Origin of the sequence: Bacillus sp. COPE52 (assembly GCF_003355115.1) — a bacterium.
GTDB lineage: Bacteria > Bacillota > Bacilli > Bacillales > Bacillaceae_G > Bacillus_A > Bacillus_A toyonensis.
On the sequence record NZ_CP031292.1, the window covers coordinates 5,154,283 to 5,168,788 of the forward strand.

Annotated in this window: 19 protein-coding genes; 2 read left to right on the top strand and 17 right to left on the bottom strand. The window is 38.6% G+C overall.

The window, feature by feature from the left end:
• Positions 1 to 129: 129 nt before the first annotated feature.
• From atpC to DPQ31_RS26285, 17 genes are all read right to left on the bottom strand, one after another.
• The gene (atpC, locus tag DPQ31_RS26205) at positions 130 to 531 is read right to left on the bottom strand and encodes a F0F1 ATP synthase subunit epsilon (protein ID WP_000847214.1); all 402 of its coding nucleotides are present in this window, start codon (positions 529 to 531) and stop codon (positions 130 to 132) included.
• Between the two features lie 20 nt (positions 532 to 551).
• The gene (gene atpD / locus DPQ31_RS26210) at positions 552 to 1,961 is read right to left on the bottom strand and encodes a F0F1 ATP synthase subunit beta (protein WP_001032587.1); all 1,410 of its coding nucleotides are present in this window, start codon (positions 1,959 to 1,961) and stop codon (positions 552 to 554) included.
• 119 nt (positions 1,962 to 2,080) lie between these two features.
• On the bottom strand, positions 2,081 to 2,941 hold the full coding sequence (gene atpG / locus DPQ31_RS26215; protein ID WP_000157703.1) for a F0F1 ATP synthase subunit gamma: 861 nt from the start codon (positions 2,939 to 2,941) through the stop codon (positions 2,081 to 2,083).
• 246 nt (positions 2,942 to 3,187) lie between these two features.
• Complete coding sequence (gene atpA / locus DPQ31_RS26220; protein WP_000027515.1) at positions 3,188 to 4,696, bottom strand: F0F1 ATP synthase subunit alpha; 1,509 nt, start codon at positions 4,694 to 4,696, stop codon at positions 3,188 to 3,190.
• 11 nt (positions 4,697 to 4,707) lie between these two features.
• A complete protein-coding gene (gene atpH, locus DPQ31_RS26225) occupies positions 4,708 to 5,250 on the bottom strand; it encodes a F0F1 ATP synthase subunit delta (protein ID WP_000064687.1) in 543 nt (180 codons plus the stop codon).
• Positions 5,247 to 5,753, bottom strand: coding sequence for a F0F1 ATP synthase subunit B (gene atpF, locus DPQ31_RS26230; protein ID WP_001142619.1), 507 nt, complete (start codon positions 5,751 to 5,753; stop codon positions 5,247 to 5,249). Before atpF ends, atpH begins: the two co-directional genes overlap by 4 nt.
• A gap of 128 nt (positions 5,754 to 5,881) precedes the next feature.
• The gene (atpE, locus tag DPQ31_RS26235; RefSeq protein WP_000052064.1) at positions 5,882 to 6,100 is read right to left on the bottom strand and encodes a F0F1 ATP synthase subunit C; all 219 of its coding nucleotides are present in this window, start codon (positions 6,098 to 6,100) and stop codon (positions 5,882 to 5,884) included.
• A 56-nt stretch (positions 6,101 to 6,156) separates the two neighbouring features.
• Positions 6,157 to 6,876 carry a F0F1 ATP synthase subunit A gene (gene atpB, locus DPQ31_RS26240; RefSeq protein WP_000399876.1) on the bottom strand — a complete coding sequence of 240 codons (720 nt, stop codon included), beginning with the start codon at positions 6,874 to 6,876 and terminating at the stop codon, positions 6,157 to 6,159.
• A 7-nt stretch (positions 6,877 to 6,883) separates the two neighbouring features.
• Positions 6,884 to 7,276, bottom strand: coding sequence for an ATP synthase subunit I (locus tag DPQ31_RS26245; protein ID WP_000567600.1), 393 nt, complete (start codon positions 7,274 to 7,276; stop codon positions 6,884 to 6,886).
• Positions 7,276 to 7,500 carry an AtpZ/AtpI family protein gene (locus DPQ31_RS26250; protein WP_001171219.1) on the bottom strand — a complete coding sequence of 75 codons (225 nt, stop codon included), beginning with the start codon at positions 7,498 to 7,500 and terminating at the stop codon, positions 7,276 to 7,278. Before DPQ31_RS26250 ends, DPQ31_RS26245 begins: the two co-directional genes overlap by 1 nt.
• A 26-nt stretch (positions 7,501 to 7,526) precedes the next feature.
• Positions 7,527 to 7,640 (bottom strand): DUF4024 domain-containing protein, encoded by a 114-nt coding sequence (locus DPQ31_RS26255; RefSeq protein WP_000232961.1) that lies wholly within the window; start codon positions 7,638 to 7,640, stop codon positions 7,527 to 7,529.
• 375 nt (positions 7,641 to 8,015) lie between these two features.
• Positions 8,016 to 8,645: a uracil phosphoribosyltransferase gene (gene upp / locus DPQ31_RS26260; protein WP_000517536.1), complete on the bottom strand. Its 630-nt coding sequence runs from the start codon at positions 8,643 to 8,645 to the stop codon at positions 8,016 to 8,018.
• Between the two features lie 272 nt (positions 8,646 to 8,917).
• Positions 8,918 to 10,159 carry a serine hydroxymethyltransferase gene (gene glyA, locus DPQ31_RS26265; RefSeq protein WP_000349812.1) on the bottom strand — a complete coding sequence of 414 codons (1,242 nt, stop codon included), beginning with the start codon at positions 10,157 to 10,159 and terminating at the stop codon, positions 8,918 to 8,920.
• A gap of 253 nt (positions 10,160 to 10,412) precedes the next feature.
• Positions 10,413 to 11,003, bottom strand: coding sequence for a TIGR01440 family protein (locus tag DPQ31_RS26270; RefSeq protein WP_002045951.1), 591 nt, complete (start codon positions 11,001 to 11,003; stop codon positions 10,413 to 10,415).
• A 48-nt stretch (positions 11,004 to 11,051) separates the two neighbouring features.
• Complete coding sequence (gene rpiB, locus DPQ31_RS26275; protein WP_000869542.1) at positions 11,052 to 11,495, bottom strand: ribose 5-phosphate isomerase B; 444 nt, start codon at positions 11,493 to 11,495, stop codon at positions 11,052 to 11,054.
• 96 nt (positions 11,496 to 11,591) lie between these two features.
• A complete protein-coding gene (locus DPQ31_RS26280) occupies positions 11,592 to 12,032 on the bottom strand; it encodes a low molecular weight protein arginine phosphatase (protein ID WP_000832365.1) in 441 nt (146 codons plus the stop codon).
• A gap of 231 nt (positions 12,033 to 12,263) precedes the next feature.
• Positions 12,264 to 12,761, bottom strand: a complete 498-nt coding sequence (locus DPQ31_RS26285; protein ID WP_063222518.1) for a PTS sugar transporter subunit IIA — start codon at positions 12,759 to 12,761, stop codon at positions 12,264 to 12,266.
• A gap of 388 nt (positions 12,762 to 13,149) precedes the next feature.
• On the opposite strand from DPQ31_RS26285, the gene DPQ31_RS26290 reads away from it, so the two are divergent.
• Both DPQ31_RS26290 and DPQ31_RS26295 read left to right on the top strand, forming a co-directional pair.
• Positions 13,150 to 13,536, top strand: coding sequence for a DoxX family protein (locus DPQ31_RS26290; RefSeq protein ID WP_000968621.1), 387 nt, complete (start codon positions 13,150 to 13,152; stop codon positions 13,534 to 13,536).
• A gap of 166 nt (positions 13,537 to 13,702) precedes the next feature.
• Entirely contained in the window at positions 13,703 to 14,314 is a 612-nt protein-coding gene (locus DPQ31_RS26295; RefSeq protein WP_098912000.1) for a flavin reductase family protein, read from the top strand.
• The last annotated feature ends 192 nt before the right edge of the window (positions 14,315 to 14,506 follow it).

The window sequence follows — 14,506 nt, forward strand, 5'->3', positions numbered from 1 at the left end:
TTTATGAAATATAAATTGTTGTACATTCTCTACTTATACAACCATCAATGCAATTATACCATTTTTGTAAAATTATCCATAAAATACAATAAAAAAAAATCCGTAAAGGCTTTACCTTTACGGATTTTTTTATTTCATATCGGAAACGTTTAAACGGTTCACAGCACGTTGTAATGCCATTTCTGCACGTTTAAAGTCAACATGTGCTTGTTTGTCTTGCATACGTTGCTCAGCGCGACGCTTCGCTTCATTTGCACGATGGATATCGATATGGTTTGCTTCTTCAGCAGATGATGATAATACAGTTACTTTATCTGGACGAACTTCGATAAAGCCACCGCTAACTGCTACATAATCAGTGTGTCCACCATTTTTCAGACGAACTGCACTAATTTTTAATGGTGCAACAGTTGGAATGTGACCTGGTAAGATCCCCATTTCCCCACTCTCTGCTTTTACACTTACCATCTCTACTTCTTTTTCGTAAACCGGTCCATCAGGAGTTACAATACTGACTGGAAATGTCTTCATACTTCGTCCCTCCTAAGGCCTTACGCCATCATTTTCTTCGCGTTTTCAATAACTTCTTCAATGCCACCAACAAGGCGGAATGCATCTTCTGGAAGGTCATCATATTTTCCTTCTAGAATTTCTTTGAAACCACTAACTGTATTTTTTACAGGTACATAAGAACCTTTTTGACCTGTAAACTGCTCAGCTACGTGGAAGTTTTGAGATAAGAAGAATTGAATACGACGAGCACGATGTACAACTAACTTATCTTCTTCAGATAACTCATCCATACCTAAGATAGCGATGATGTCTTGAAGCTCTTTATAACGTTGTAAAGTTTGCTGTACTTGACGAGCTACTTCATAATGCTCTTCTCCTACGATTTCTGGAGAAAGTGCACGAGATGTAGATGCTAATGGATCTACGGCTGGGTAAATACCCATTTGCGTTAAACGACGCTCTAAGTTTGTTGTTGCATCTAAGTGAGCGAACGTTGTAGCTGGTGCTGGGTCAGTATAGTCATCGGCTGGTACATATACCGCTTGGATAGACGTGATAGACCCTTTATTTGTAGATGTAATACGCTCTTGTAATTGACCCATTTCTGTTGCAAGTGTTGGTTGGTAACCTACCGCAGATGGCATACGACCAAGAAGGGCAGATACTTCAGAACCCGCTTGCGTGAAACGGAAGATGTTATCGATGAACAATAGTACGTCTTGTCCTTGCTCATCACGGAAATGCTCAGCCATTGTTAAACCTGTTAATGCAACACGTTGACGTGCTCCAGGTGGCTCGTTCATTTGCCCGAATACCATCGCAGTTTTCTTGATTACGCCAGAATCGCTCATTTCGTGGTATAAGTCATTACCCTCACGAGTACGCTCACCTACACCAGCGAATACAGAGATACCACCGTGCTCTTGTGCGATGTTGTTAATTAATTCCTGAATTAATACTGTTTTACCTACGCCGGCACCACCGAATAGACCGATCTTACCACCCTTAATGTAAGGAGCAAGTAAGTCTACTACTTTAATACCAGTTTCAAGAATTTCTACTTTAGTAGATAACTCTTCGAATGCAGGTGCTTGACGGTGAATTGGATCACGACGTACATCCGCAGGAACATCACCATCTAAGTCAATTGCATCACCTAATACGTTAAATACACGACCAAGTGTTGCATCACCAACTGGTACAGAGATTGCTTTACCAGTATCTTCTACTTCTGTGCCACGAACAAGTCCATCTGTGGAAGACATTGCAACTGTACGAACTGTGTCATCACCTAAATGAAGTGCAACTTCAAATGTTAAGTTAATGTTTGCTCCGTTTTCGTTGCTTTGTTTTACCGTAAGGGCGTTGTAGATTTCTGGTAGCTTTCCGCCATCAAACTTAACGTCTACAACCGGACCCATGATTTGCGTAACGCGCCCTTTATTCATCGGGTTCCCTCCTAGCTTTCTTTTAATTAGCCAGCTTTCTAAGAGAAGTCGGCTTTTAATTTTTTATTAGTTTATAGCTTATGCGACTCTTTTGACAGAGCCGCTTCCACTTTTTATTACTATTCTAACGCTGCTGCTCCACCAACGATTTCCGTAATTTCTTGCGTAATCGCTGCTTGACGTGCACGGTTGAATGAAAGTGTAAGTGAATCGATAACTTCCATTGCGTTGTCTGTAGCACTCTTCATTGCTGTCATACGCGCCGCGTGCTCACTTGCTTTACCGTCTAGTAATGCACCGTACACTAAGCTTTCTGCGTATTGTGGCAATAATACTTTTAAAATTTCTTCTTCAGAAGGTTCGAATTCATAAGCTGTCGTCGGTTTGTCAGACGCCACATCAGTAAGCGGTAAAATTTTATTTTCCGTTACTTCTTGTGAAATTTTACTTACGTAATGGTTGTAGTAAATATACAGCTCATCATAAGCACCATCTGCGAACATCGCAATTGCTCGAGAAGCAAGATCTTTAATATCAGTAAATGATGGGTGGTCAGATAATCCAACTACTTCATCAATGATGTTAAATCCGCGACGTTTTAAATAATCACGTCCTAGTCGGCCAAGCACAATAATTGAATATTGGTTTGAATCCATATTATGACGTTCACGAATCACGTTACTAACTGTACGTAATACGTTACTGTTATAACCACCTGCTAGTCCGCGATCAGATGTAATAACGATGTATCCTGTACGCTTTACAGGACGCGCATTTAGCATTGGATGATTAATTCCTTTACTTCCTTGCGCAATGCTCGCTACTACTTCTTGAATCTTTTCCATATACGGAACGAAAGATTTAGCATTTTGCTCTGCACGGTTTAACTTAGATGCAGATACCATCTCCATCGCTTTCGTAATTTGACTCGTTTTCTTTGTCGAGGTAATCTTCGCTTTTATATCGCGTAAAGATGCCACAGGTTTTCACCACCTTTTTTCCGGAAGTTGGCACGATTAGTAAGAATCCTCTTCCTAATCTACGTTGCAAGATATTCTTGCTCATGATTGAAGGAAAAGAATAGGTGCACCTACTCTTTTCCTCTACATAACCGTCAGCAATCTCAGAACCTGAGATGCCTTTTATATATACTATCTAGCTCCAGCGGCTTGAATGCTCGGTGGCTTCACTTCACATTCAAATCGAGCCGCTTCCGCTTTTATTAATTACTCAGAAGCTACGAATACTTTTTTAAATCCGTTAATTGCTGCTGCAAATTTGTCGTCATCCGCAAGTTTCTTAGTTGTGCGGATTTCGCTTAATAAGTCAGCTGCATTTGAATCTAACCAAGCATGGAATTCTTCTTCGAAACGAGTAATATCGACTACTGGGATATCATCTAGGAATCCACGTGTTAAAGCGTAAAGAATGATAACTTGTTTCTCTACACGTAACGGTTTGTGTAATCCTTGTTTTAATACCTCAACTGTACGAGCACCACGGTTTAGTTTCGCTTGTGTTGCTTTATCAAGGTCAGAACCGAACTGAGCGAACGCTTCTAACTCACGGTAAGATGCAAGGTCAAGACGAAGTGTACCTGATACTTTACTCATTGCTTTAATCTGAGCAGATCCACCTACACGTGATACAGAAGTACCCGCATCGATCGCTGGACGTACGCCAGAGAAGAATAGGTCAGATTGTAAGAAGATTTGTCCATCCGTAATCGAGATTACGTTTGTTGGGATGTAAGCTGATACGTCCCCTGCTTGTGTTTCGATGAAAGGTAGTGCAGTTAAAGAACCGCCGCCTCTTGCATCACTTAATTTTGCTGCACGCTCTAATAAGCGAGAATGTAAGTAGAATACATCCCCTGGATATGCTTCACGACCTGGAGGACGACGTAATAGTAATGAAAGCTCACGGTAAGCCGCTGCTTGTTTTGATAAGTCATCATATACTACTAATACGTGTTTACCATTGTACATGAACTCTTCACCCATTGTTACACCAGCGTAAGGAGCTAAGTATAATAATGGAGCTGGTTGAGAAGCTGATGCAGTTACAACGATTGTGTAATCTAATGCACCGTGCTTACGTAGTGTTTCTACTACGTTACGTACAGTTGATTCTTTTTGTCCGATAGCTACATAGATACAAATCATATCTTCATCTTTTTGATTAATGATTGTATCAAGTGCAACTGCTGTTTTACCTGTTTGACGGTCACCGATGATTAACTCACGTTGACCACGGCCAATTGGTACAAGAGCATCGATCGCTTTAATACCTGTTTGAAGTGGCTCATGAACAGATTTACGATCCATTACACCTGGTGCTGGACTTTCGATTGGACGAGTGTTTGTTGTATTGATTGGGCCTAAACCATCAACTGGTTGACCTAATGGGTTTACAACACGACCGATTAGTTCTTTCCCTACTGGTACTTGCATGATGCGACCAGTACGACGAACTTCGTCACCTTCACGGATTTCTGTGTAAGGTCCTAAAATAATGATACCTACATTGTTTTCTTCTAAGTTTTGTGCTAGCCCCATAACGCCGTTAGAGAACTCTACAAGTTCACCAGCCATAACGTTATCAAGACCATGAGCACGCGCGATACCGTCACCAACTTGGATAACTGTACCAACATCACTAACTTCGATTTCAGACTGATAGTTCTCGATTTGTTGCTTTATCAGTGCGCTAATTTCTTCAGCTCTGATGCTCATGTGCTTCACCCCTATCTATTCTTCATTAATTCACGTTGAATACGTGCTAATTTTCCTTGTAAACTTCCATCATAAATGCGATTTCCAATACGTACTTTAATGCCGCCTAGTAAATCTTCATCTACAACATTTTTCACGCGAATTGCATCTTTTCCCGTTCTCTTTGCAAATGCTTCTGCAACGTTAAGCTTCTCTTCTTCAGATAGAAGACGAGTAGAATACACAGTTGCATCCGCTACGTTACGTTCTTCATTAGCAAGAACAACATATTCATCTGCAATTTCAGGTAAGATTTCAATGCGCTTGTTATCAATTAAAATATATAACGTATTTAAAATAGATTCAGAAACAGATCCGAATACGTTTGCAAGAAACGTTTTCTTCTGCTCTTTTGAAATGTTCGGTTGCGTTAAAAAGCTATGTAGTTCTCCGTTCTTTACATAAACGTTTTGTACAAGGCGTAATTCCTCTTCAAACATTTCTAATACGTGTTTTTCTTTTGCAATTTTAAAAAGAGCGACAGCATAACGTTTTGCTACAATCCCATTGCTCATCGCGCTTCTCCTACTTCTTTAATATAATCGCGAATTAACTTCACTTGATCTTCTTCTTTTAACTCTTTTTCAATTACTTTAGAAGCAATTTGAACAGATAAAGAAGCGACTTGTTCTTGTAAAGCAGCAATCGCTTGCTCTTTTTCGCGTTGAATTTCTTGTACAGCAGATGCTTTAATTGATTCTGCTTCTTCTTTCGCAGCAGCAACAATCACATCTTTTTGATCTACAGCTTGTTTTTTCGCTCTTTCGATTAACTCTTGTGCTTCAACACGCGATTGTTTTAACATTTCACGTTGTTCTTCTACTAATTTCTTCGCTTCAGCGTTACTTCTTTCTGCAGCGTCGATTTCACTAGTAACATGCTCTTCACGTTCTTTCATAATTCCCATTAAAGGACCCCACGCAAATTTGCGTAGCATTACTAATAGAAGTAAGAAAATGAACAATGTATAAGCAATCGTTCCAAATGGAATGGCAGCCCCTAATAATAAAGTTGGCACAAGGATTCACTCCCTTCAAAATATCTAAATTGATCATATGAAAAAAAAAGACATACGTTTCGTTCATAAAGCAATGGCGAAGAAAGTTCAAAAAACACTCTTCGCCATCTATGTAAGGGGAGTCTCCCTTATTTGTTCATTACGATGAAAGCAATAACTACACCGATGATTGGAAGTGCCTCAACTAAAGCAACCCCGATGAACATAATTGTTTGAAGTGCGCCTTTTAATTCTGGTTGACGAGCAACACCTTCGATTGTACGTGATACGATAAGACCGTTACCAATACCTGCACCTAATGCTGATAAACCAATTGCAATTGCAGCTGCGATTACACCTAAACTCATTTAATTTGTCCTCCTTTGTATTATAAAAAAATAAATTTTTTCTTACTTAAATTATATTAATGGTCATGGCTTACTTTATGAGCCATATAAACCATCGTTAACATAACGAAAATAAATGACTGGATTGATCCAACGAATACACTGAATCCCATCCATGCTAACATCGGTACAAGCGCACCTAATGCTCCAAGAACTGATGCTCCGCCTAACTTAGCAAGTAATCCTAACAGGATTTCACCTGCATAAATGTTACCGAACAAACGAAGACCTAACGTTAATGTGTTAGCAAACTCCTCAATAACCTTTAATGGGAATAAGAATTTCATAGGTTGGAAATAACCTTTAACGTATTCTTTCGTACCCTTCATCTTAATTCCATAATAATGGGTGAGGGTAACTACCATCACGGCTAATGTTAATGTAACTGCTGGATCAGACGTTGGTGATCTCCACCATGCAATATGTTCGCCAGCCTCAACTGTTGAATACATGAATGGTAAACCAAGGAAGTTCGATACGATGATAAACATGATAAGCGTAACGCCAAGCGTTAAGAAACGTCCACCTGTTTTCCAGTCCATCGTACTATTGATAATCCCTTTCACGAAGTCAAACACCCATTCCATGAAATTTTGCATTCCTGTTGGGCGAAGAGCTAAGCTGCGAGTTCCTATAACTGCGATTAAGAAAACAATAACTGCTGCTACAGTAACCATCATAACTGATGACAAATCGAACGTTAAACCTAGAAATTCAACTAATTTACCGTGTTCCACTAGTAATTCACCTCTCTTCCCTGCTCTTATACTCTAAATAAAGAAAATCTATGATCATGACAAGATATCCTGTCAGCAATCCTACACCTAAGCCCCACATCGCAATTAACTCTTGATATTTGGCTGCAAATAAAATTAATAACCCAATTGTCGCGAATCTCGAATATGTACTTACCGCTGTTGCCTTAAACTTCACGTTTTCTCCATTCGTTACGCGATCTAACAGCTTGTCTGTTCTACGTGCAATGATGCGCAAACTAAGAAAACTGAAAATCGTTCCGATAATCAGCCCAAGAAATACATCCTTGTAAGAGGTGAATCCCCATCCTAGCACTAGAAGCGCAAGCAAGTAGTACATATATTTCTTTTGTCTTTGGACAAGTCCATGTACGTCTATCATCATTGCTCTCCCGAATAGTAATGTCGAATGAGTCGAATCATTGCGTATACCCCTGTTCCTAATCCTAGTAATAAACCTATAATAAGAAACAATGGAAACGTTCCAACCTTATTATCAATCCACTGCCCACCAAAGATTCCAATAAGAATAGAACCGACTAATTGAGCAAGAATTCCTGACATTAAAGCATAAGCTTTTATATGGCTGCGGTCGTTTTTTTGCAAGGATTCATCCCTCCAATATGTAACCCTCATTCACGATGTGTTAATAATAACTCATTTTTTTGCATAAATCCTATACAAAATAAAAAGTTTACATTTTCGTCACGGAATAGATGTATTTTTGTCACTGAAAGCCCTACCATCTATCCCCGTTGTTAGCATACAATAGGGTATTAACAGTGTCAACGAGAAATCGTAAAAAATCAAAAAATTTGAGTATTAGGCATTTCCTCCCAAAAATGAAAACGTTCCCCTTCTAAATACTGGTTAGAGATATGCAATTTCTAACAGTTTTCTCTTTATAATAGAAGGAAATGTTCACAAGTTTGTCACTATTATATTTTTAAGATATAACGCTTTCCTTCCATAATATAGTGCTCCTTAGACGTAAGACTTCTATATTATATGTGTTGTGTATGCAACTTATGTTGTATACACGTTGCATATTTATCCCCCTCCCCTACCTGCATACCCGGGACAAAAAAAGACGAGTAGGGAATCCCCTCTCGTCAGTTGTCTTACTTCGTTCCGAATAAACGGTCACCAGCATCACCAAGACCTGGCACTACATAACCGTGGTCATTTAACTTTTCATCTAATGCTGCTACATAAATATCAACATCAGGATGCTCTTCTTGTACTACTTTTACTCCTTCTGGAGCAGCTACGATACACATTAATTTAATTTGTTTCGCACCGCGTTTTTTCAGAGAGTTAATTGCTTCAGCTGCAGAACCACCTGTTGCTAGCATCGGATCTAGTACGATAAAGTCACGCTCTTCTACATCCGTTGGAAGTTTCACATAGTATTCTACCGGTTGCAATGTTTCAGGGTCACGGTATAAACCAACGTGTCCTACTTTTGCTGCTGGAATTAATTTCAGAATTCCATCAACCATTCCTAAACCTGCACGTAAAATCGGAATTAAACCAAGTTTTTTACCAGCGATCACTTTTGTTGTCGCTTTACTTACAGGCGTTTCAATTTCAATGTCTTTAAGTGGAAGGTCGCGAGTAATTTCGAAAGCCATTAAGCTTGCTACTTCGTCCACTAATTCACGAAAATCTTTCGTACCTGTATTCTTATCGCGAATATATGTAATCTTATGTTGAATTAACGGGTGATCAAATACATACAGTTTTCCCATGTGAATCTCTCCTTTAGATGATATTCATGCGTTTGCACGCTTTTTTACACTATTTACGATTGTAAAGAAAACGCTACTAATATTCAAGGGCAAATTTGGCAAAATCATGATTTTACGATGAATCTATCTAGTATCTTTACCAATAATGGAAGCTGTATCCTTCATTATATCGCCAAAATTTATTCATCATTTGTATACATACTTTAAAAACAATATATGTCCTCAAAAAAAACTGCTAAAACAAGTACGTTTCAGCAGTCTTTTTCAATCTATTATAGATCTGTATACATTGGGAATTTGCTCGTTAACGCTTCTACACGCTTACGTGCTTCTTCTAATGCAGCTTCATTTTCATGATTTTTTAATGTATAAGCAATAAGTGCAGCAATTTCATCCATGTCTTCTAAACCGAAACCACGAGATGTTACAGCTGCCGTACCGATACGTACGCCACTTGTTACAAATGGGCTTGCTGTTTCAAATGGGATTGTATTTTTGTTCACTGTAATACCAACTTCATCTAATACGTGCTCTGCTACTTTACCTGTGATTTCTAAGTTACGAACATCAATCAAGATTAAGTGATTGTCTGTTCCACCAGAAACAAGTGTAAGTCCTTCTTTTTGAAGGCCTTCAGCTAAGCGGTTCGCATTATTAATGATATTTTGTGCATATGTTTTAAAGTCATCTTGAAGCACCTCACCAAATGCAACAGCTTTTGCAGCGATTACATGCATAAGTGGGCCACCTTGAATACCAGGGAAGATTGATTTATCAATTTGTTTTGCAAATTGCTCTTCACATAAAATCATACCACCACGCGGGCCACGTAATGTTTTATGTGTTGTTGTTGTAACGAAATGTGCATGTGGTACTGGGTTTGGATGTAAACCAGCAGCTACTAAACCAGCGATATGTGCCATATCAACCATTAAGTATGCGCCCACTTCATCCGCAATCTCACGGAATCGTTTGAAATCGATAACACGAGGGTATGCACTTGCACCTGCTACGATTAATTTTGGTTTATGTTCTTTCGCTTTTGCTAATACATCATCGTAATTAATACGGTGAGAGTCAGCATCCACGCCATATTCTACGAAATTATATTGTACTCCACTGAAGTTAACAGGGCTTCCGTGTGTTAAGTGACCACCATGAGATAAATTCATACCAAGTACTGTATCGCCTTGCTCTAGAATTGTGAAATATACTGCCATGTTCGCTTGTGCACCAGAATGTGGTTGAACATTTACGTGCTCTGCACCGAAAATTTCTTTTACGCGATCACGTGCGATATCTTCTACTACGTCTACGTGTTCACAACCACCGTAGTAACGTTTTCCAGGATATCCTTCAGCATACTTATTCGTTAAAACAGAACCTTGCGCCTCCATTACTGCTTCACTTACGAAGTTCTCCGAAGCGATTAACTCAATCTTTGAACGCTGTCTTCCTAGTTCTGCCTCAATTGCAGCAAATACCTTTTCATCTTGACGTTTTAAATGATCCACCAAAATCCCCCTTTTCTGAACGAATTACATCAATTCCCAACAGTTTTTTCTTATTTATTCAGAAAAAACGAAAATTCAGGTTGTAATTCTTTCGAACCTTCATGTTTTCAACTACATTCTAACATGACTTTCTATATCATAAAAGAAAAAAAAGACCGAAAATCGGTCTTTTCTTTCTTCTATTATAAAGTCAGACAACATACCTTTTATCCTATGATAAAAAGCTGCTATATGACTTCCTCATTTTTCGCATTTAACGGCAAGTAATCGTTTCTTCCTCCGCTGCATAAACAGCACGTGCTCCACCTATTAGTTTTCCACGTGTTTTCGCCATCGTTACATGTGCATTTCCAATTTCCTTCACACTTGTACGAACTGGAACAGCTACATGCTTTAAATGCATACCAATAAATGTATCACCAATATCCATTCCAGCATCCGCTTTAATAAATTCAACTACTACCGGATCTTTCAAATTGTGATACGCATATGTCCCCAATGCACCACCTGCTGATCTAACAGGCGTAACTGTTACAATTTCAAATTGATATTTTATCGCTACTTCTCTCTCAACTACTAAAGCACGGTTTAAATGCTCACAACATTGGAACGCTAACTCAATACCTGTTTGCTCTTGAAATTGTTTTAACTCAGAAAAAATCGCCTCTGCTACTTCCATCGTTCCTGATGTTCCAATTCTTTCTCCTAGCACTTCGCTCGTGCTACACCCCACTACAAAAATTTGACCACTTTGCAATGAAGCTTGTTCTTGGAAATCAGAAAGCGATATTTGTAGCTGTTCTCTTACCTTTACGATTTCTGTCATTACGCCTCTTCCTTTCACAGGTTGGTTCACCAAATTATATTTCACACTACTGATAGTTAGAATCTATTACTTTGTTTCGTATGTTTTAATTTTTCCTACGCGGTTTTCGTGACGGCCACCTTCATAGTCAGTTGTTAACCAAATTTTTGCGATATCACGCGCTAGACCAGCACCAATTACACGCTCGCCCATCGCTAGCATGTTAGTGTCATTATGCTCTCTCGTTGCTTTCGCACTGAAAGTATCATGAACTAACGCACAACGAATACCGTTTACTTTGTTTGCCGCGATTGACATACCGATGCCTGTCCCACAAACTAAAATACCACGATCCACTTCACCATTTGCTACCATTTCCGCTGCTGGAAATGCAAAATCAGGGTAATCAACAGAACCAGCTTCACATTCACAACCTAAATCAATATATTCAATATTTAATTCTTCTAATAAACTTACAAGTTCTTTACGGATATTCATACCGCCGTGATCAGATGCTATTACTACTTTCATTTTTACCCCTCCAAAGTTTCAACCAATTATCTTCATTTCACACTCGCTACCTCAATAGGACGAAGTGATCTCCAATATCGTATTATACACGAAACATCAACCCTCTGAATGTTTTTTCAGTAAAGTTTGTACAAGTTTTTCCATCTCATCTAACGTTTCTTTATAAATAGAAAGCGATCCTCCAAAAGGATCTGAAATGTCTTTACCTATACCTTCAGTTAGTCCATATAATGTATTCAACTTCTTTTCAACACTCGGATAGTGACCAAGTACAATTTGCTTATGATTTTCTGTCATCGTTACGACAATATCAGCCCAATCAAGCAAAGCTTCATTTACCTGCTGCGCGGCATGATCGATTGAAATTCCTTTTTCAGCTAAAGCTTCCTTCGCATATATCGATGCATCGCTTCCAGGATAGGCGAAAACACCAGCAGATTGCACTTCAAACTTATCTCCTCCATGATGACGAAGTAACGCCTCAGCCATCGGACTACGACATGTATTGCCAGTGCAAACAAATAACACTCGTTTCATCCAAACCCACCCCTTATATTGTATCTTTTCCCTTTAATAATAGCTTACATTAGGATGGAACAAAAGAAATGTGAATATACAAAAGGCGCATTTTTCTAAGAAAAATGCGCCTATCCACATATATGTGAAACCCTATTTCCAAGTGCCTAGAGTATTTTAACATACCTACTAAACATACAACAAAAAATAAGGAATCCATTTCATATGAAACGGATTCCTTTTATACAACAATTATTTCATTGTAACTTTCATTACTTCTGTTGAACCTTTTGTAGCTGTTACACCTACAGTTGTCTTAATAGAATCAGCTGCATCTGTGTTTGTAATAACGATTGGAGTAATTGTGCTTTTCGCTTTTTCACGGATTAATTCTAAGTCGAATGAGATTAATTTATCTCCAGCTTTTACAGCTTGTCCTTCAGAAACGTGAGCTTCGAAACCTTCGCCTTCCATTTTTACAGTTTCTAATCCAACGTGGATTAAAATTTCTGTACCGTTTTTCGCTTTAATTCCGATAGCATGTTTCGTGTGGAATAATTGTACGATTTCACCATCAACTGGAGATACAACTACACCTTCAGTAGGATCGATTGCAACACCGTCACCCATCATACGACCAGCGAATACTGGATCTGGTACTTCTTCAATATTTTTCACTGCTCCAGTTAATGGAGCTACAATTGTTTCTTCATTTGTTTTTGAACCAAGACCGAATAATTTTTTAAACATAGGATAGTCCTCCTTATAATTTACCTAAAAGTTTATAGGGCAATCCCTAGTAAAGCTCGGGATACATGTAAGACTTCATACTTCGAATATTATACTGTAAAAACGCTTTCGAAATAAATTACGTCATTACTAATAGACTCTTATTGTAGCGCTTCACAAAATTCCAGTCAATTCTGATTGTCTGAATAACAATAAGAAGTTAACTTCTACTTATATTTTCTCTTTTTTCGACCAACTTGTCTAGAGGTCTTTACTACATTTTATTTTTTGTCGTTAATTTGTAAAATTTAATTCAAACTTTTTTCTAAATTCACTTGACTAAAGTAAGTAACTATTTTATTATTACTTACATAAGGTAAGTTAATAAACTTTCAGGAGGTTTTCAAAAATGATGGATTTCGGTCTTCTTATTATTCGTCTTATTATAGGAATTACATTCATGGGTCATGGTGCTCAAAAATTATTCGGTTGGTTCGGTGGTTATGGCTTAAAAGGAACAGGCGGTTGGATGGAATCAATCGGTTTACGCCCTGGTGTATTTATGGCATTTATGGCTGGTGCAACTGAATTACTAGGTGGTTTCTTATTCGCATCAGGTATTTTCACTGTAATTGGTTCATTATTTATCGTTGGAACAATGTTAATGGCAATCTTCACTGTTCACGGAAAAAATGGTTACTGGGTAACACAAGACGGATTTGAATATAATTTAATGTTAATCGCTGTCGCTGTTGGTGTCGCTTTAATCGGGCCTGGCGCATACGTTTTACTTTAATATTTATCTCAATTTCAAGATGTTTACTTAAAAAGAGATTACTTCAGTATAATTGAGGTAATCTCTTTTTTACATCATTAAAAAAATATTATTTCCAGCAGGAGTTTCCCACTAACATCTTGTAAACAAACAATAAGTCGTCATATTCAGAAGGGAGATTTTAAACATGTTATCAATTAATCCAAATGAACAAACGGAAAAAGAGAATTACAAATTATTAACGGGCAGCATTATTCCACGTCCCGTCGCATTCGTTACTTCTATAACAAAAGACGGTGTATTAAATGGAGCGCCTTATAGTTATTTCAATATTGTTGCTGCTAATCCACCACTTATTTCAGTTTCTGTACAACGAAAAGCAGGAACACCGAAAGATACTTCCCGAAACGCAATGGAACAAGGAGAGTTTGTTGTACATATTTCTGACGAATCTTACATAGAAGCGATTAACGAAACAGCAGCTAACCTTCCGCCAAACGAGAGTGAAATCGAACTAGCAAAACTAACACCAATTAAAAGTGACGTCATCTCTGTTCCAGGTGTGAAAGAAGCGAACATTCGAATGGAATGCGTACTAGAACGCGCAATCCCTCTTGGCGGAACGGAAGACTCACCAGCTTGCGATCTACTAATCGGACGCATCGTTCGTTTCCACATCGCAGAACACCTATACGAAAAAGGCCGCATTCACGCAGAAGGACTAAAACCAGTAAGCCGTCTAGCAGGACACAACTATGCAAAATTAGGAGAACAATTTGAATTGGTTAGGCCAATTTAAAAGTGGAAGCGGCTCGCTCAGAATGGGAGGGGGATGGAGCTTCTGACGTAGAGGCGCTTTTTGTCTCGCAGGAAGACGCGAAGCCACCGACCATTCTAGCCGCTGGAACTGGATAATATTTTAAAAGCGGAGGCGGCTCATTCAGAATCGCAGAGCATTGGAGCTCTCGACCTTGAAGCGCTTTTTGCTTCA